Source organism: Clostridium grantii DSM 8605, from assembly GCF_900129965.1.
Lineage (GTDB): Bacteria > Bacillota > Clostridia > Clostridiales > Clostridiaceae > Clostridium_AF > Clostridium_AF grantii.
Window position 1 is genome coordinate 195,378 of the sequence record NZ_FQXM01000005.1, and the last position, 20,450, is coordinate 215,827.

14 protein-coding genes and 1 pseudogene are annotated in these 20,450 nt (G+C 29.8%); 12 read left to right on the forward strand and 3 right to left on the reverse strand.

Annotation, left to right across the window (positions count from 1 at the left end):
• Positions 1–100: 100 nt before the first annotated feature.
• Positions 101–5,110, forward strand: a complete 5,010-nt coding sequence (locus tag BUB83_RS05900) for a polysaccharide lyase family 7 protein (RefSeq protein WP_073337524.1) — start codon at positions 101–103, stop codon at positions 5,108–5,110.
• Between the two features lie 189 nt (positions 5,111–5,299).
• Here the strand turns inward: BUB83_RS05900 and BUB83_RS05905 are convergent, their stop codons facing one another.
• Positions 5,300–6,385 (reverse strand): GIY-YIG nuclease family protein, encoded by a 1,086-nt coding sequence (locus tag BUB83_RS05905; protein WP_073337525.1) that lies wholly within the window; start codon positions 6,383–6,385, stop codon positions 5,300–5,302.
• A gap of 269 nt (positions 6,386–6,654) precedes the next feature.
• Between BUB83_RS05905 and BUB83_RS05910 the strand changes: the two genes are divergently transcribed.
• From BUB83_RS05910 to BUB83_RS05945, 8 genes and pseudogenes are all read left to right on the forward strand, one after another.
• Positions 6,655–6,918: a hypothetical protein gene (locus tag BUB83_RS05910; RefSeq protein ID WP_073337526.1), complete on the forward strand. Its 264-nt coding sequence runs from the start codon at positions 6,655–6,657 to the stop codon at positions 6,916–6,918.
• Positions 6,919–7,023: 105 nt separating this feature from the next.
• Positions 7,024–8,289, forward strand: coding sequence for a DNA polymerase Y family protein (locus tag BUB83_RS05915; RefSeq protein ID WP_073337592.1), 1,266 nt, complete (start codon positions 7,024–7,026; stop codon positions 8,287–8,289).
• Between the two features lie 15 nt (positions 8,290–8,304).
• A complete protein-coding gene (locus BUB83_RS05920) occupies positions 8,305–8,568 on the forward strand; it encodes a hypothetical protein (protein WP_073337527.1) in 264 nt (87 codons plus the stop codon).
• A gap of 166 nt (positions 8,569–8,734) precedes the next feature.
• The gene (locus tag BUB83_RS05925) at positions 8,735–10,045 is read left to right on the forward strand and encodes a glycoside hydrolase family 30 protein (protein WP_073337528.1); all 1,311 of its coding nucleotides are present in this window, start codon (positions 8,735–8,737) and stop codon (positions 10,043–10,045) included.
• Between the two features lie 60 nt (positions 10,046–10,105).
• The gene (locus BUB83_RS05930) at positions 10,106–10,963 is read left to right on the forward strand and encodes an AraC family transcriptional regulator (protein ID WP_084133421.1); all 858 of its coding nucleotides are present in this window, start codon (positions 10,106–10,108) and stop codon (positions 10,961–10,963) included.
• Between the two features lie 65 nt (positions 10,964–11,028).
• A pseudogene (locus BUB83_RS05935) lies at positions 11,029–11,148 on the forward strand (YwbE family protein); the annotation flags it as partial.
• Positions 11,149–11,173: 25 nt separating this feature from the next.
• Positions 11,174–11,596 (forward strand): flavodoxin family protein, encoded by a 423-nt coding sequence (locus tag BUB83_RS05940; RefSeq protein ID WP_073337529.1) that lies wholly within the window; start codon positions 11,174–11,176, stop codon positions 11,594–11,596.
• A 205-nt stretch (positions 11,597–11,801) separates the two neighbouring features.
• Positions 11,802–13,553, forward strand: coding sequence for an arylsulfatase (locus BUB83_RS05945; protein WP_073337530.1), 1,752 nt, complete (start codon positions 11,802–11,804; stop codon positions 13,551–13,553).
• Here BUB83_RS05945 and BUB83_RS22915 read toward each other — a convergent pair.
• Together BUB83_RS22915 and BUB83_RS05955 are read right to left on the reverse strand one after the other, a co-directional pair.
• On the reverse strand, positions 13,548–13,787 hold the full coding sequence (locus BUB83_RS22915; RefSeq protein WP_084133422.1) for a helix-turn-helix transcriptional regulator: 240 nt from the start codon (positions 13,785–13,787) through the stop codon (positions 13,548–13,550). The genes BUB83_RS05945 and BUB83_RS22915 overlap by 6 nt on opposite strands.
• 43 nt (positions 13,788–13,830) lie before the next feature.
• Positions 13,831–14,667 carry an AraC family transcriptional regulator gene (locus BUB83_RS05955; RefSeq protein WP_073337531.1) on the reverse strand — a complete coding sequence of 279 codons (837 nt, stop codon included), beginning with the start codon at positions 14,665–14,667 and terminating at the stop codon, positions 13,831–13,833.
• 201 nt (positions 14,668–14,868) lie between these two features.
• Between BUB83_RS05955 and BUB83_RS05960 the strand changes: the two genes are divergently transcribed.
• The 3 genes from BUB83_RS05960 (at position 14,869) to BUB83_RS05970 (ending at position 20,341) form a co-directional block, all read left to right on the forward strand.
• Positions 14,869–16,641 carry an ABC transporter ATP-binding protein gene (locus BUB83_RS05960; RefSeq protein WP_073337532.1) on the forward strand — a complete coding sequence of 591 codons (1,773 nt, stop codon included), beginning with the start codon at positions 14,869–14,871 and terminating at the stop codon, positions 16,639–16,641.
• Entirely contained in the window at positions 16,642–18,423 is a 1,782-nt protein-coding gene (locus tag BUB83_RS05965) for an ABC transporter ATP-binding protein (protein ID WP_073337533.1), read from the forward strand.
• A 211-nt stretch (positions 18,424–18,634) separates the two neighbouring features.
• Positions 18,635–20,341: an AAA family ATPase gene (locus BUB83_RS05970; protein ID WP_073337534.1), complete on the forward strand. Its 1,707-nt coding sequence runs from the start codon at positions 18,635–18,637 to the stop codon at positions 20,339–20,341.
• Positions 20,342–20,450 lie beyond the last annotated feature (109 nt).

A 20,450-nucleotide genomic window follows, 5' to 3' on the forward strand; every position in this document is an offset into this window, starting at 1 on the left:
CACAAATGAATAATTAAGCATTTTATTACTCATAAAAGAATGCAAAATTATTCTTTAGTGAATATATCAAAGTTCCACAAAAATACAGGGGGGTAAGAAAATGAAAAAAATTATCAGCGTCACCATGAGTTTTTTACTAATGTTTAATATTTTAGTAGTAAATACTCATGTTCTTGCAGAGGAATCAAGTAAACGTTTAAGTGTGGTTAATGTAATTGCAAGTGCAGATGATGGGAATTTACCTATTAATACAAATGATAACCTTAGTGATACTCGTTGGTCTGCAGCTAATGATGTAAATGGAAATGGACCATGGATTAAATATGATCTTGGTGAGTCAAAAGAAATTGGTTTTATAGGGATCGCATTTCATCAAGGAGACAAAAGATACACTATGATAGACATAGAAGTGTCTGATGATGACGTAAATTGGACAACCGTATATTCAGGACAAAGTTCAGCTCAAACATTAGATATGGAAAAATTCGATATTGAAAATACAAAAGCTAGATACGTAAAAATTACAGGGCACGGTTATACTTACTATGATGGATCAAAATCAGGAGCGTGGACTAGTATTTTAGAAACACATTTTTATTCTTCAGATAGTGATTCAATGGATGCTATGGAATTATCAGAAGTAGCTAAAGATGTGAAGTACACAAAAGTTGGTTTATATAATTCAGATAATAGTGTTCATGAAGTACATACTGCTAATTCGGTAACAAAAGATAGTATAAATATTTCTACTTTCAAGATTGATTTAGAAAATAATGATGGTGATGATGCACCTGAAATCCAAGCGGCTATTAATGCAGCTAGTAGTGGAGAAGAAATTTACTTTCCAAATGGAACATATAATTTAAAATCATCACTAATTCTAAAAACTGGAGTTAATTTAAGAGGAGAAAGTAAAGAAAAAACAATTTTTATAGCTGAAAAAAATAGTGAAGGCAATTATTCAGATAATGTGTTTGAAATGTGGGGTCAAAACAATATAGCTATTTCTGATTTGACTATTACATCAACTTTTTCTGGAAATTATTCTACAGATCACCAAACAAACAATCCAGAAGCGGATGGACCAAAGTATGTTATTCGTATAGAAGATGCAACTTCAACACATACTCCGTCTTATAATATTACAATTGACAACGTTTTAATTGAGAAATACCAAACTATGGGTGTTAGAATTTCAAAAAGTCATGATGTAGTAGTTAAGAATTCTACTTTTCAAAATGCTACAGATGTTGGTGGTGGAGGAGCTGGATATGGTGTTTCTATCCAAGGAGAAGGTAATAATGTTAATAGATTAGGATATATGAATGATACAAGATTTAATGTTGTTGAAAATTGTACATTCCAAGGACCATATCTTCGTCATGGTGCGCTTATTCAGTATTATGCCCACAATAATATGATTCGAAATAACACATTTATTCAAACAAAATTAGATGCTATCGACTTACATGGTGAAGATGAGTATCTTAATGAGATATACGGAAATACAATAACAGATATTGAAACAGGTGCAGGGGTCGGCGTTGGAAATACAGGCGCAACTCATGATAAATCAGGTCCAGGTAACTATATTCATGACAATATAATTACTAATTGTCGTGAAGGAGTTAAAGTTCATCTTGGTTCTGAGGATACAGTTATTTCAAATAATATTATAACTGGTTCTACAGTGGATAGTGCAAAAGGAATATATCTTCAAAATGCGCCAGGTACAATTATAAAAAATAATATTATAAAAGATAATACTTCTAAAGATTTTTGGGCTCTTATTATAGAAGCAGATCCGGGAACAGATAATAGAGGGTCAGGTATTGCAGAAAATGTTACTGTTGAAGATAATGCTTTTAATAACTGTACAAATGGTATCAAAATTACTGCTGGAACAAATATATCAGTAAATAATAATAGCTATGATTCAATTATTAATGAAAAAGTTCTGGATTCAAGAACTTATAGTTATGCAGAGCAACTTTTACCTTCACAAGTACTTGATTTAACTAATTGGAAAGTAACTCTTCCTATTAATAATGCTCAGGAGATAACTCAACCAGCATTAAATAGTTATGAGTCAGAGTATTTTTATGTTAATGATACAAGTGATGCTGTTATATTTAATGCTCCAGTTGCAGCAGATGGAACAGATGCAACCACTGTTAATTCTTCTTATCCTAGATCAGAACTTAGAGAAATGACAAATAATGGTGCAAGCAAAGCTAGTTGGTCAACTACTGAAGGTAAACATACCATGATAATTGATGAAAAAATCACAAATACACCTGTGGTTAAGCCACATGTAGTTGTGGGACAAATTCATGATGCTGTGGACGATGTTATCATGATTAGATTAGAAGGAACTAAATTATTTGTACAAGCTGAAAGTATAGATCTAGGAACTCTAGATAGTGAGTATCAAATAGGAACCAGATTTAAAATTAAAGTTGAAGTGGAAAATGGTTTTATAAACATATACTATAATGATGAATTAAAAGTTGAGTATGCTGCTGAAAAAGTTGGATGTTACTTTAAAGCAGGTATGTATACTCAATCAAATTTATCAAAAGGGGATGCAGCTGAAGCTTATGGAGAAGTAGAAATATATGATTTAAGTGTAACTCATTCAGGGGAAGAAGCTACTACACCTGATGATTCAACTGATAGCAGTGGGAATTCAGTGGACATACCAGACAGAGAAGCAGACAATGTTATAAATCCATCAATGGATACTTATGTAGAATTATCATCAGGGAAAGCTACAGAAGAGGTTAAGAATGAAAAAGATACTTTGTATGTTAAAATGAGTGGCGGACAAACTACGATAAGAGCAGGACTTGTGGAATTTGATGCTACAAATTTAGAATTAACATCAGCAAGTGCTTTAAGTTTAAATTTAACTGCAAAATCTGTGTCAGCAGCTACAAGCATATCAGTATATGGAACAGTAAATTCATGGAATACAGCATTGGTATGGACTGATTTAGGATTCACTGATAGTTCAAGATATGAAAAAGAAGTAGATTCAGTTATGAATACTGATATTAAAGATTGGTTAAATGGATTAACAAAAATTGGTGAAATAAGCGTAGAAGCATCTACCACAGAACAACAATATTCAATTAATGTTTCAGATTTTGTTAATGATAACTTAGATGCGGATAAATTTACTTTTGTTTTATTTGACGAAACAGCATCAAATTCAAATGTTTATTTTTATTCTAGTGAAAAAGAAGGATCAAAGCCAGAATTGAAAATATGGAATAAAGCAGTAGAGTTTATTGCTACAGGTATTATTCCAGAAACTGCTGGAGATGTTGTACTAAATCCTACTATAGATACAATTGTAGAGTTATCTTCAGGTAAAGCTACAGATGATACAACAAATTCATTATTAAACAAAGATACATTATATATTAAAACCACTTCAGGCGAAACCACTATTAGATTAGGAGTTATGAAATTTGATAAAAGTTCAGTATCAAAAGATATTGATGCAGCACAAATAAGATTATCAGCTAGTAGTGTCAGCAAAGATACAACAATATCTGTTTATGGGACAACTTATGATTGGGATACAATTAATTGGAATGATATATTTACAGAAACTTCAAGATTTAGCAAAGACAATACAGAAATTCCAGATTGGCTAGAAGCTAATGCAACAAAAATAGGTGAAATTAATATGTTTCTTGGAGTTTCTGAATACAAATTCAATTTAACAGATTTTGTTAATAATGATTTAAGTTCTGATAAATTTTCAATTATTCTAGTTAATGAAATTAAAGATAGTTCTGATGTTAAAATTTATTCAAATGATAAAACTATTGAGGAACTTAAACCAGAATTAAGCATATGGTATCCTTCAATTTCATCTAACACAAATACTACGGATACAAATACTGCTGATACAAATGAAGATGAAACAGTACCGACAAAACCAGCAGAAACAGCAGCAGAAACAGCAGTAGATGCAAATGCAGTAGATCGTGCATTATCATTAGTTTGCTATGATTCATTGAAGTTAACAAATGATGGAATCACATTACCTACTTTAGTAGGCAGTGATGTAGTAGTTTCATGGGTTAGCGGAAATGTGAATTTAATAGATAATACAGGATTAGTAAAAGCAGCATCTAAAAATTTAGATGTAACACTTACTGCTACTTTCACTAAGAATAATGAAATAACAACTAAAGAATTTATTTTCATAGTTGAAGGAAATGAAACACCGGATGCAACAACACCGGATGCAACAACACCAGATGGGACAACACCGGATGCTACAACACCGGATGCGACAACACCGGATGCGACAACACCGGATGCGACAACACCAGATACAACAACACCAGATACAACAACACCAGAAACAACAACCACAGCACCAAGTGAAGTGGTTGAAAAATTGAAGGATAAAATCAATAACTCTTCAGTTGTTGAAGCAGGCAAGAACTCAGATGAATTAATTCAAGCTATCAGTAAGATAGTAAAAGATAACCAGTTAAAAGAAGGAATATCCTTTGAAATTGATATCACTTCCAAAGCAACAGTTTCAAAAGATATTTTTGAAGCTATACAAGGAAAAAATATCAACGTAAAATTTGCAAAAAATGGCGTTCAATGGAGCATTAATGGAAAAGATATTAATGCAGAAAGCTTAGCAACTATAGGAGATATTGATTTATCACTTAAAGATGTTAGTGCAGAACTTCAAGGAAAAATAATTGATAAAGTTTATAATGTAATGGGCAAAGATGTTGAATTATTCCCATTCTCTTATAACTATGACGGAGAATTACCAGGAATGTTTTCTGTAAAAGTATTTGTAGGAAAAAATTGGGCAGGAAAAATAATTAACGTATACAGATACTACCCAGAAAAAGATATGTATAAAGAAGTGGATAGCAATATAAAGGTTGATAGTGAAGGGTATATGGAATATGATACAAATCATTGCTCTGACTATTTTATTACAGAATCAGTTGCTAAACTTCCACAAACAGGATCAAGAATAGATATTAATATCCTAATAATGCTTGGACTAACAATTATAGCAGCAGGTGTTGTTTTAATTAGAAAAAAGGATTTGAATTAAGATAAGTTTAGTGAATTATAAGATATAAAAGTATTAATAAAAAAACAAACCAGTTATATTATTAACCGGTTTGTTTTTTTTATTTAGAGCAATTATTAATGAGTTGAATAAAAAATTCAATGGATTTTTTCACATTATTATGAGAAATTCTTTCATTTGTTCTATTTTTTAAGCGAAATTTAAGTTGATTTATTTAATATAGAATAATTTGTTTATGGCGTTATCAAGAAGTATACCATTTTCACAGTGTAGCCATTTTTCTGCAATGATTACATGAATACAGTTATTAGCCTTGCTTTTAATATAATGGTAAATTATTTCAGATTCATCAAGTTCTTCTTTTGCAAGAAAGGAAGAATTCTTAAGTTCTTTGGTATTAAAATAAAATAAAATTCTACTTTTAAGCAAAACCTTAATTTCTTTTGTACTTATATCTTTTAACAAATAGGTTTCACTAAAAAGCACTTTATTTCTTTTAATAAGAAAACATTTAATAATGCTGTCACTTAAATACTCCAGTAAAACAATATTTCTATTCTGCTTCGTATGCTTAACCACTTTAGATTTATAAATTAAAGAATTAACAGCACTTATATAATCTCTATATTTAGCAGCTTTCTCAAAATCAAGGTTGAAGGCAGCATCATTCATAGTATTTTCCATTATTTCAATAATACTTTTGTCGTTACCTTTTAGTAAGTTTATTATGTTATCAATAATATTAATATATTTTTCTCGGGGAAAATCTTTTAAACATAAGCCCATGCATAAACCTAAAGAATAGTTTAAACAAGCAGAACTATTTTTGAAATTATTACTACAAAGTATTTTACAAGAAACTTTTATAGCTTCAATTGCTTTTTCAACGGTACCTTTACTTGTATAAGGACCAAAATAAAGATTTTTATCATTTTTATTAGCTTCATTAGTAGCTTCTATGGAAGGGAAATCATCATTTACACTAATTTTTATATAAGTATAACCTTCAGGATTTTTCATTAATCTATTGTATCTTGGCTTTAACTCTTTTATTAATTGGCACTCTAACATAAAAGCTTCAAATTCTGTATCTGTAAGAATATAATCAAAATCTTTTAAATTTTGAACTAATTTTATCACCTTAGGAGAATGAGCTTTTGATTTTGTGAAGTATGAACTAACTCTATTTTTTAAATTTTTAGATTTTCCTACATATATAATACCTTCAAGTGAATCCTTCATAAGGTATACACCGGGAGAAGAAGGAAGTTGTTTTGCTTTATCTTTTAAGTTCATAGGCCCTCCAGTATAATGGCAGATATATGAGTTATATTTTAAAGAATGCCATTATAAAAATCATATATGAGATATAAAAATTAGTCAATTTTATTAACATGATTTTCATATAAATTATGATTGTGTTACGAATTTTGGATCTTGATTTTCTAGTATTGTAGAGTGATATATATATTCTTTTTTTTGAATAAAAAAAACTTTATAAAACAAAAGAATAGTAGTATAATTAAAAAGAACATATGTTCTAAAAGCCTTAAAGGAGTGATTTTATGCTACTACCCAAAATTATTGAAGTAGTTTCTTATTTTACAGTAAATGGAGAAATTAAGCCTATTAGATTTAGAATTACAGAGGATGATGGTTATTCTGAAGTGGTGAGAATCAAAAGAGTATTGCAGAAAGATATGGTTAAATCTAAAGTTGACCCTCATGTGGTTTTTAGATGTGAAGCTTTAGTTAATGATTCTAGAAAATATTTGGTTATCAAGTTTGATATGAAGAGCTGTAGATGGTATTTATATAGCTTGAAATGAATTGAATATATAGAAGTAAATAAAAAATTTAAATTTTTCTTGATAATAGAACTTATGTTCGGGTATAATATAAATAGTAACTAAAATGAAAGGAAGATGATGGAAATGGAAGATGATTTAAAAAGAATTGTTTTTCATATAGATGTTAATTCTGCTTATTTATCTTGGGAAGCTATTGATAGAATACAACATGGAGATTTAAAGGATTTAAGAGAAATTCCTTCTGCAGTGGGTGGGGATCCTAAAAGTAGAAATGGCATTATATTAGCAAAATCTATTCCAGCTAAGAAATATGGAATAAAAACAGGGGAAACCTTGTATGCGGCTTTACAAAAATGCCCTCAATTAAAAATTGTACCTCCCCATTATCAATTATATTTAAAGTGCAGCAATGCAATGATGGAACTGCTTAAAGACTATTCTCCTGTTATTCAAAGGTATTCTGTAGATGAGTGTTTTTTAGATTTTACAAATTTAGAAACACTATTTAGAAAGAAACCAGTAGATATAGCCAACGAAATAAAAGAGAGAATTAAAAATGAGTTGGGATTTACCGTTAACATAGGAATTTCATCCAATAAACTTTTAGCTAAAATGGCCTCTGATTTTAAAAAACCAGATAATGTTCATACTTTATTTGAACATGAGATAAAAGAAAAAATGTGGCCACTGCCGGTGGAAGATTTATTTATGGTGGGAAGAGCTACAGCGCCTAAATTAAGAAAATATAATATAAATACTATTGGTGACATTGCTAATTATGACGTAGAATTGTTACAACATAAATTTAAAAGTTTTGGTGTTTTACTATGGCAATATGCAAATGGAATGGAGCATTCTTTGGTTAGGGGAGGGAAACAAATTGATATGAAAGGGCTTGGAAATTCTACAACCATTTCATTTGATGTTATAGATTCAAGAACAGCTCATATGGTTATTTTATCTTTGGTGGAAACAATAGGAATGAGGTTAAGGGATTCTAAAAATTTATGTTCATTAGTAGCCGTTAGTATTAGAACTAGTGAATTTGAAAACTGTTCCCATCAGAAAAATATAGGATACTATACCAATTGTACTGATGATATTTATATTATAGCCAAAAAGTTATTCGACCAAATGTGGAAAGGGGAAGCTATTCGACATATTGGTGTTAGAGTATCACATTTGAATAAAGCTATGGAGAATCAAATATCTTTTTTTGAAAAACCAAATATTGATAAGAAGCTATCTTTAGATAAAACAATAGATGATATAAGAATGAAATATGGTAAAAAAGCTATTATACGCTCTAGTTTTTTACATTCGGGGATAGGACCTATAAACGGAGGAACTCAAGAAGAAGAGTATCCTATAATGTCTAGTATTTTATAAAATGAGGAATGAATAATGAAGGTTATAGCAAAGCCAATTGAAATGATGGTTTGGTTTGACTCTGAGGGGGTAGCTAATCCAGTTAGATTTAAACTGAATCTAAAGGATGAACAATATCGAGTTATAAAGATACATAGCGTGATAGAGAGAAATAAAGAAAGGTTAGCAGGAAACGATATGCTTAAATTTACCTGTGAAAGTTTAATTGATAATTGTTTGAAAGTATATGAAATAAAATATGAAATAAGTACTTGTAAATGGATATTGTTTAAATACTAAATGAAAACCCCAACCAATAATATTTAATTTGGTTAGGGTAGTTTTGTTATCAATTTTATGAAAATTATGTATTAAAATAAAAAATGATAAGTCTAGAATAAAAGTTGATAAGTATAAAAAACGTATTTTTCTTATAATATAGACAAACAAAATTGGAGGGATCGATATGCAAAGCATTAAGCTAGGAAAAAATCATTTAGACATGAATTATATATCAAATTCATGGGGAGAAAGCAAGGACCAACCTGGACAGGATACTAAAGACATTAGCATAGTGATTAGCAGTGAACAGAAATTCCAGGAAATTGAAGGCGTGGGGGCAGCATTTAGTGAAATTGGAGGAAAAGCACTTTTTTCACTTGAAAAAAAAAGAAGAGAAGAAATTATGAAAAGTTTATTTGATAATGAAGAAGGTGCTGGTTTTACCTATTGCCGTCTTCCCATAGGGGCAAGTGATTTTGGATTAAATGCTTACAGCTTAAACGATAATGTAGGCGACTATGAGATGGAAAAATTCAGTCTCCATAGAGATATGAAATACTTAATTCCATATATTAAACTAGCACAAAAATATGCATCACAGCTAAAAATCCATACTTCTCCTTGGAGTCCGCCAGCATGGTTAAAGGATAATAATTCCATGATTAATGGAGGAAGTTTAATAGACTCTGTAGAAGTATATAATGCATATGCTTTGTATTTTAGTAAATTTCTTGAGGAATATGCAAAGAAGGGTATAGATATTGATAGACTAATGATACAAAATGAACCTGATGTAAATACAAAATATCCTAGCTGTGTAATGTCTGAAGAGCAGATGAGTCATTTTATAAGAAACTACCTAATACCTATGTTTGAAAGACGTAACATAAATACAAAAATTTGTGCAGGAACCTTTAGAACAGTTACAGGACTTCAGGCCAATAAATGCATGGGTAATACTGAACTTATGGATGATATTGATGGTATTGGTGTTCAATACAGCATAATTAGTCACTTAAATGACATTTTTAAAATTAGACAGGACAAGAAGATTATTCATACTGAAAGTGTTTGTTATGACGGACAAAACAAGTGGGAACAAGCGGTGAAGCTTTACAATGACTTTGTTAATTATATTAATGCAGGCTGTAGTGTTTATACGTATTGGAATATGATTTTGGATCATTCCGGGAAAAGTACCTGGGGATGGTGTCAGAATTCATTAATAAGCATTAATGATGAAACAGGTGAAGTTACCTATAATCCTGACTTTTATGTGATGAAGTTAATAGGTAGTTACTTAAGACCGGGAGCTAGAAGAATAGAGTCATTTTGTTTCGACAAGTGTGCTATTGCTTTTGAAAATATTGATAAAAGTATAGTTGTCTTTGTAAGCAATATGAATGATAAAAGGGAAGTTGGCACAATAATATTGGATGGAAAAAAGAAATCTATAGAACTTCCACCTCAATCAATAAATGGATTTAAGTTCTAATAATATTAACGTATTGCACCAATTTAATTTTAAGTATAAAATTAAATTGGTGATTATTTTATGATTGTAATTGAAGGTTTGAGGGAAACAGGTATTTTGAATAAAACATTACCCTTTAATGTTATAGTAAATAAAAATAAAGATTTTAGCTACCCCGCTCACTGGCATAATGAACTTGAGATAATATATGCTTATGAGGAAGGTATGAAACTTACGGTGAATAACTATGAGTATATTCTTAATGAAAAGGATATTGTTATAATTCCTGGTGGGAATGTTCACAAAATTGAAGCTCATTATACTGAGGGCAAAAAGGTTTATATTCAGTTGAACACATCTATTTTAGATAATTTGGGGGAGATTGAAGCCATAAAGCCCTTTATTTATCAAACAAAGGTATATACCACCCACCAACCTTTTATAAGGGCACAGTTGGAAGAGCATATAGATAAAATAGTGAAGTCCTTTATGGAAAAAGAGTTGGCTTATAATTTATATTTGACGGCCAGGATTTGTGATATCTTTGTAATACTTTTACAAAATATTGCGGGCAAACTTGAAGATATAGGTGCTAAAAACACATATAAAAAAGTTATTGGACTTGAGAAACTAAACGAGGCTTTTAAATATATTGAAAAAAACTATCAAAATAACATTTCACTTTCTGATGTTTCCAAAGCAGTAGGATTCAGCGAAACATATTTTTCAAAAATTTTTAAGAGTATCTATGGTAAAAATTTTCATATATTTCTTAATGAGTTTAGATTAAAAGAATTTGAAAGAATTTTTATGAGCAATACAGTCACAATAACAGAAGCTGCATTTTCAAGTGGTTTTAATAGTATAACTACCTTTAACCGTACTTTTAAAAGCATTAAAGGATGTACCCCCAGTGAATTCATGAAAATTAAGAAATAATAAATCAAATTTTGTTTATATGTTTTTATTCTAAAATACTGGTATACTAGAATAAGCATATAAGTACAGAAAAATCAACAGAGGGTGTTGTTCAAAGAATTCTTACAAATTCACAAAATCACCATCATGGTATTAAAGTAATGCTTGAAAGTGGCATAGTAGGTAGAGTTAAAGAAGTAAAATAATAATAAATTTAAGGGAGACGGTAAAATGGGTTATAAAGTTGTTTATTTTTCAAGAACAAATATTAGTAAAAGAATTGCAGAGAAAATAGCAGAGAAACTTTCTTGTGACAAAGTAGAAATTACAGATAACATGAATTGGAGTGGAGCTTTAGGTTTTATAAAAGGCGGATACTACGCTTCAAAAAACAAAGATGTAGAAATAAAAATCAATGGAGAGCTATCTAAGGAAGATGATTTAGTTGTAGTCACTCCATTATGGGCTGGTGGTGCAGTGCCAGCAATTAAAACTTTTTTAAAAGACAAAGAATTGAATAAAATACATCTAGTAGTAACATCTAGTGGAAGTACTATAAATGATTCTACAGGATTTAGATCTGTTACAGATATAGTTAAAAAGAACAATAATGAAGATGAAGTGATTGATAGCCTTGTAAAATATTTGGGGTAATTGAGTACTTGAATTTTAAAAACAAAGACTGTAAATAGATGGAAATTTAATTACAGTTTTTTTCTTTTCCTAAAACTCCATGTTTTTTTGAGTTAAATATAAATTAACTATTTTGCCAGTGATTGTATTGTTTTTAATTTTAGAAAAATATATTGTATCAGGTATGGTGGCAGGCGCTGTAAAAGGATAGAAGGGAAGAGGTAAAATGGATAAAAAAATTATTAAACCTAATGTTATATTAATTATAACGGATGATCAAGGTTATGGGGATGTTGGATGTAATGGGAATCCGTGGTTAAAAACACCTAATTTGGATGCAATGCATGACGATTCTATTCGATTGTGTGATTATCACACAGATCCAATGTGTGCTCCTACAAGAGCAGCAGTATTAACGGGACAATATTCCATGAGAGTAGGGGTATGGAGTACTTTGAATGGAAGATATTATCTTAATAAAAACACAAAAACCATGGCAGATTTTTTTCATGAATCTGGGTACAAGACTGGAATATTTGGCAAATGGCATATGGGAGATGAATATCCATATAGAGCTTGTGACAGAGGATTTGACCAAGTGGTAAGTTTTGGTGGTGGAGTAATTGGAGAAACTCCGGATTATTGGGATAATGATTATTTTAATGATAAATATATAAAAAATGGTGAAACAAAGGATTTTACTGGTTATTGTACAGATGTATGGTTTGATGAAACGATTAGCTTTATTGAAGACAATAAAAACAAACCGTTTTTCTGTTATCTACCTACTAATGCGCCTCACGACCCCTATAATGTTAACCCTAAATATGCAAAATCCTATTTACAACAAGGACTTTCGGACAAGCTATCAAAATTCTATGGAATGATAAGTAATATAGATGAAAATATTGGAAGGCTAGAAAATAAGTTAAAACAACTGGGTATATTGGACAATACAATAATTATCTTTATGGGGGATAATGGCAGTTCGGGAATAACTACCGATGCAGAGGGCTTTGTTACAGATGGTTATAATGCCAATATGAGAGGAAAAAAAGGACAAGTATATCAGGGCTCACATAAAAATAACTGTTTTATTCAATGGCACAATGGAAAGTTTGGTAAACCAAGAGATGTTAATGGATTAACATCACACATAGATTTGTTACCAACACTGATTGATTGTTGCAATCTTAAAGGTGAAGGATTGAAATTTGATGGAATAAGTATAGCTAAAGATTTAGTAGAAGGAAAGGATGCACTAAACAAAGATAGAAAATTGATAATACATTGTATGCAACTAGATTACCCTGAAAAATATAAGGATTTTACAGTATTGACACAAGACTATGCATTTATAAAAACAAAAAATGATGATCAAGAAAATATGTTGTTATTTGATATGAAAAATGATTATGGGCAAAAGAAAAATATTATTAAAGAAAACATGAGTATGTGCAATGAATATATTAGAATTTATGAAAAATGGTGGGATGACGTGACTTCAAATGGTCAATATGATTATAGTTATATAAATATTGGCCATGATGATAGAGAAATGAAATTAACTTGTCATGCATGGCATGGAAATACAAATATGGCTTATAGTCAAATTAATATAAGAAAAGGTATTTACGGAAGTGGTTATTGGACCTTAGAAGTAGAAAAAGAAGGAAAATATAGTATAGAATTACGTAGATGGCCTAGAGAAACAAACTTGCTTTTAAGCGAAGGAGTTGCAAAAATACCTGCCACTGAAAAAACCCATCAGCGACCTGAAGGTAAAGTATATGAAATATGTGGGGCAAAGATTTCTATTCAAGGCAATTTTCAGATACAGGAATTATCAAGTAAAGATAGTGCAGCCACTTTTATTGTAGATTTACACCAAGGAAAAACTAAACTACAAACTTGGTTTTTATGTAAAAATGGTGATTGTATAGGAGCTTATTATATATATATAAAATATATTTCATGAAATTTCACCAGAGGATAAGTAATTGCTAGGTTCAACGCCATAATGTTTTTTGAATGCTGTAGAGAAGTTATATTGGTCATTATAGCCAAGGGTGTAAGAAATTTCTTTGATTGTATAGCGTTGTTGTTTAATAAGAAACACAGCATTATGCATTTTTAGCTGAATATAGTATTGAAGAGGTGTTATTCCAAGGACATCTTTAAAATAGGTTACAAAGGACTTATTAAGAGTAATGCTTTATAGTGGCAGCCATATATATATGGCTGCCACTATTTTACTATCTTTTAGCTTTTGATGGCGGAAAGCCATAATATTTTTTGAAAAGCTTACTAAAATGATAAGCATCATTATAACCAACAGATTTAGCTACTTCTTTGATAGAAATATCTGTTTCTTTTAGTAGTTCTAAAGCTTTTGCTAGCCTTACTTTAATAACGTAATTTATAGGAGTTTCACCAGTTTCATCCTTGAAAAGTTTTGAAATATACATAGGGCTTAAATACATATTCTGTGAAATAATATCCAAAGATATCTCTTCCATATAATTTTCATTAATAAATTCCATCATTGTATTTACTATTGTAAGCTTGTCATACTTGTCTATATTTAAAGCTCCTTTATCCTTGGTGTTAATATTCTCATAAGTTTCTTTTAAAATTATAACAATTAATTTCATTGCTAAAGTTTTAATTGTTAAGTATTTGCCTTTGTCATCCTTTTGTTGCTCTGCCATAATTTCATTCAAACATTTAATAAAATCCTTATCATAATTCAGAAAGTTTATTATGGGGGTTTGAGTACTATCTAGAAGTTTGTTTGGACAGCGATTTTTTATATTAATATTCTCATAACCTAAATGAAATTCAATTAAATCATTTCCAAAAATTTCACAGCGTTCATGATAAACCCCTTTATTAAAGATTAAAAGATCACCTTTCTTTACTTTGTATGGAATATCATCGATTATATAATTACAAGAGCCAGATAGTATATAAATAAGTGATAAAAAATCATGGTTATGGTTATCATATTTTTCTCCTTCAGAGAATTTTCTCTCAAAGGTGTAAAGAATTTTTGGATTAAAATCCTCTACTTTTATTCCTAAGTCACACATTAAAAACACCACACTTACCCTTTGTATAAAGTTTTTGTTATTTTAATTTTAGTATTTCTTAATGAGTAAGTCAATGGGGTAAGGAAAAGAGTTCCATTGTATAAGAATACACATGTATAAGAATACACATGTATAAGAATATACATGAAATTTACATAGATACTACATTTAAATTTAACCATATATGAAACATAATAGTACATGAATAAAGAAAAGGGGGTATCTCTTTTGGCTTTTAAGTGGATTTGGGGATATTTAAAAAATTACAAGGTAAAATTAGTTGCAGCAATTTTTTTAGTGGTGGTTTGTTCGGTGATGGTGATGGTAGCACCTTATCTTTCAGGTGTAATCGTTGATAAAGTAATTATCAATAAAGAAGTAAATCTTTTGATTCCCATGGTATTAATTATTGTAGGTTTCACCATTGGAAGAGCTTTACTTAGGTATGGGTTTATAATGTTACTTGAAAATGTTTCACAAAGCATTATCTTTGACATTAGAGGCGAGGTTTATAATAAACTTCAAAAACTAGACTTTGACTTTTTTGATAAAACAAAAGTTGGGGATATTATGGCCAAGATGACAGGGGATATGGATGCAGTAAGACATTTTATTGCCTGGGTAATTTATATGGCGGTGGAAAATGGAATGACTTTTATTGTTGGAATTATATTATTATTTACGATAAACGTGAAAATGACTTTATTATTAATGCTTATAACTCCATTTATAGCTTATTTTGCTCGTAAACTTTCCATAGAAGTTAAACCAAATTTTACAGCTATAAGAAATCAATTTTCTAAGTTGAATTCTGTGGCACAAGAGAATATAAGTGGGAATAGAGTGGTTAAAGCTTTTGCAAAAGAAGAATATGAGATAGAAAAATTTAATAAAGAGAATGAGGAATTCAAAAATAGAAACTTAACGGCAGCTAAAGTTTGGGGAAAGTATTTACCTATTATTGATTCTTTATCTGGAGTTTTGAATATTGTATTAATTCTTGTGGGAGGTATTTTAGTTATCAAAGGAGAGTTAACTATAGGTAAATTGGTAACTATGAATTCATTAATCTTCACTATAAGTAATCCTTTAAAAATGTCAGGGTGGATATTAAATGATATTCAAAAATTCAGTGCCTCTGGTGAGAAGATTATAGAAATTCTTAAAGAAGAACCTAAAATCAAAAACAATAAAGATTTATTTAAAGAAGAAAGAGTTAGTGGGAATTTAGAATATAGAAATGTTTCCTTTAAATATGGGAGAGAACCTATTTTAGAAAATATTAGTTTTAGTGTAAAACCGGGACAGACCATTGCAATTATAGGACCTACAGGTTCAGGAAAATCCACATTAATAAATCTTTTATGTAGATTTTATGATTGTACAAGCGGAGGAATTTTAGTTGATGGTATTGATATACAAAATGTAAAACTAAGCAAGCTGAGAAGTAGTATTGGAGTTGCAATGCAGGATATATTTTTATTCTCGGATACCATTGAGGGAAACATTGCTTATGGTAAACCAGATGCTTCCTTTGCTCAAGTAAAATGGGCAGCAGAATTAGCAAAAGCTAATGACTTTATAGGAAATATGGAGGAAGGTTATAACACTATTGTTGGGGAAAGAGGAGTTGGATTATCAGGGGGTCAAAAACAAAGAATTTCACTAGCTAGAGCTTTGTTGAAAAATCCATCAATACTGGTTTTAGATGATACCACCTCTAGTTTGGATATGGAAACAGAACATAAAATTCAAAAATCACTTGATAATTACTATAAAGATAAAACAACTTTTATAATAGCTCATAGAATATCTTCAGTTATGCAAGCAGATAAAATACTGGTTTTAAGTGAAGGAAGAATAGTTGAAAGAGGAACACATAATGAGTTGATTGAGAAAAATGGATACTATAAAAGTGTATATTTGAATCAATTTGGAGACTTTGACACGGAAATTAAAAAGGTGGTGGGCTAAATGGCAAGAAACAAATTTGATGTGGATGAGAGTTTAGCAACTAAGTTTAATTATAATCATCTGAAAAGAATATTTAAATATGTTAAACCCTTTAAAAAGCAAATGGGCATAACAATAATGATAATGCTTGTAGCTTCTGTTGCAAGTTTATTAGGACCTTTTTTGGTAAAGGATGCCATAGATAATAAAATAATCAATTCGGATATAAAAGGGCTGGTTATTTTAGCAGGAATTTATTTGGCAACCTTGATAATCGGAGGAGTATGCTTACATTTAAAAATAAAAATTATGACCAATGTGGGTCAAAGTATAATATACAACATTAGAAAAGATTTATTTGAGCATCTTCAAAAACTACCTTTTAGCTATTACGATAGTAGACCCCATGGTAAAATCCTTATAAGAGTTGTAAATTATATTAATAGCTTAAGTGATTTGTTATCTAACGGTATTATAAATTTAATCACGGACTTAGCCACTTTAATAATTATTATTATATTTATGTTAATAATAGATGTAAAGCTAACTATTATATGTCTTTTGGGATTACCAATACTTTTTGCAGGCATTTTTGCTATAAAGAATGCCCAAAGAAAAGGATGGCAAATAATGAGTAGTAAAACTTCAAATTTAAATGCTTATATTCATGAAAGCATTACTGGTATGAAAGTAACTCAATCTTTTTCTAGAGAAAAGGAAAACTATAAAATATTTGAAGAGTTAAATAACAATTATAGAACAGCTTGGCTTAATTGTGTAAGAATAATGATGTTAATGGGACCTATGGTAGATGGAACATCTAGCTTAGTAATGGCTGCAGTGTATATCTTTGGTGTGGCTTGGATGGCGCAGGGGGTTACAGTAGGGGTACTTATTGCTTTCTTAGGATACATCGGTAGATTCTGGGCACCTATATCAAATATGGCCAATTTTTATAACTCCATTATCAATGCCATGGCATACTTAGAAAGAATATTTGAGACAATGGACGAAGAACCTGCGGTTAAAGATGTGGTGGGAGCTTTTGAAATGCCAGAAATTAAAGGTAGTGTAGAGTTCAAAAATGTGGATTTTGCTTACGAAGAAGACCATAAAATATTAAATAATATCAGTTTTAAAGTTAATGAAGGAAAAAGTATAGCTTTAGTAGGACCAACAGGAGCAGGTAAATCCACCATAATAAATTTAATTAGTAGATTTTATAATCTAAATTCCGGTGAAATTTTAATTGATGGAGTAGATATTAGCAAGGTAACTTTAAGCACTCTTAGAAAACAAATGGGAATAATGATGCAAGATTCCTTTATATTTTCAGGAACAATTATGGACAACATTAGATATGGAAATATAGAAGCAACAGATGAGGAAGTTATTGAAGCGGCTAAAAAAGTTCATGCACATGATTTCATTGCAAATTTAGAGGATGGGTATAACACAGAAGTAAATGAAAGAGGTGCTAGATTATCCGCAGGACAAAGACAATTAATATCTTTTGCTAGAGCTATATTAGCAGATCCAAAAATATTAATATTAGACGAAGCTACTTCTAGTATAGATACAAAAACAGAACTTTTACTTCAAAAGGGATTAGAAGAATTATTAAAAGGAAGAACATCCTTTATAATAGCTCATAGACTTTCCACAATAAAAAATTCAGATATAATAATGTGCATAAATAAAGGAACAATAGTTGAGTCAGGAAATCATGAAGAACTTATGAGATTTAAAGGAGAATATTATAAATTATACATGTCTCAATATAAATTATTGGAAGCAATGTAGTATAGGGTTCCCATTGCGAAACTTAATTTATACTTGTTCCAAAATCTAGACGCATCAACTAGTTTTGGACATGTATAAATTAATAGTTGAGCTGGGAACCCTATAAAGAAAAATATAAAATATATAGCAGCTCATTATGAATATGTTGTTTAACTTATGCTTATTGCGTATAATAAAATATATATCAGTTCTAAAAAAGTAGGTGATAAATATGAAAAAAATACCAATAGGTATAAGTGATTTTAAAATGTTAATAGATGAAGATTATTTGTTCATTGATAAATCTGAATTAATAAGTGAATTTTGGCAAAGCAATGGGCAAACTATTTTAATCCCAAGACCAAGAAGGTTTGGTAAAACGCTTAATATGAGTATGCTTAAGTATTTTTTTGAGAAAAGTAATGAAAACAATAGATATCTTTTTCAAGGTCTTAATATAGAAAATTATAAAAATATGATGGATATTCAAGGTAAGTATCCAGTGATATATTTAAGCTTTAAAGATGAAAAATATAGTTCCTTTGAGTATTTGCAAATTGGCTTAAGAAATTTATTAAGTAGACTATATAAAGAACATGATTATTGTTTGGATAATGAGAAAATCCATGATGTGGATAAAGAATATTATTCTTCTATAGTAAATAAAAAAGCTAATATAATAGATTTATCTGATGCACTAAAAATGTTATCTGAATATCTTTATAATTATTATGATGAAAAAGTATTAATCTTAATAGATGAATATGATGTTCCAATTCAAGCCTCATATGTAAATAATTATTATACAGAAGCTATAGAATTTATGAGAAATTTATTAAGCGGAGCCTTTAAGGATAATAATTCATTACAAAAGGGAATGATTACAGGCATACTTAGAGTTGCTCGAGAATCTATTTTTTCAGGATTAAACAATCTTAAGGTGGAAAGCATACTAAGCCATAATTTTTCTGATAAATTTGGATTTACTGATTCAGACATTGAAAAGCTTGTCTTAGAATACAAAGTAAAAGAACAGTTTAAGAATATAAAAGAATGGTACAATGGTTATTATTTTGGAGAAGTGACCATTTACAATCCTTGGTCAATATTAAACTATTTATCAAGCCCTAAAGCTGGATTAAAAGCTTATTGGGTAAATAGCAGTTCTAACGATTTAGTGAATATTCTTCTATCTAAAGGATCAGAGGAAGTGAAAAAAGATCTAGAGTCACTTATAAAGGGAACTACAATAACTAAATTAATAGATGAAAATATAGTTATGGAGGATATAGAAAAATCTAGTGATAACTTATGGAGTTTTCTTTTATTTACTGGATATTTAAAAGTTAATTCTCAGGAAAGAATAGGACTTCGAGATTACTACGCTCTTTCTATTCCCAATCTAGAAGTAACGACCCTTTACTATGGATTAATAGAAAGTTGGTTCAAGGATACAATAACAAAGCAAAATTATGACATGATGATGAATAGTCTGGTTATTGGAGATATTAAAATATTTGGAAAGATGTTAAGACAATTTGTTTTAAAAAGCATAAGTTACTTTGATGTAGGTGGATATGAGGGGGAGAAGGTTTACCATGCTTTTGTACTAGGTATGCTAATATCTTTAGATGATACCCATGAGATTTTATCAAATAGAGAGAGTGGCTATGGAAGATATGATGTAATGATAATCCCAAAGGATATTTCTAAATTGGGTATTGTTATAGAATTCAAAAAACTAGACCCTGATGATGAAGAAACCTTAGAAGAAACAGCAGATGTGGCTTTAAAGCAAATTTCTTGCAAGAAATATACTACTACACTGAAGAGTAAAGGGATAACTAATATTAAAGAAATTGCTATAGTATTTAAAGGAAAAGAAATATATATTAAAGAAAGAAAAACAAATATATCTACTATCCCTAGTAAGTATTAAATAAACTCTTGTGTTTCATAAAAGTATAGGGGACTCTATATACACAGTATTAGAAAAACTTATAATTATTTATTAAGTATAAAGAAAATCTATTGGACATATGAAAACT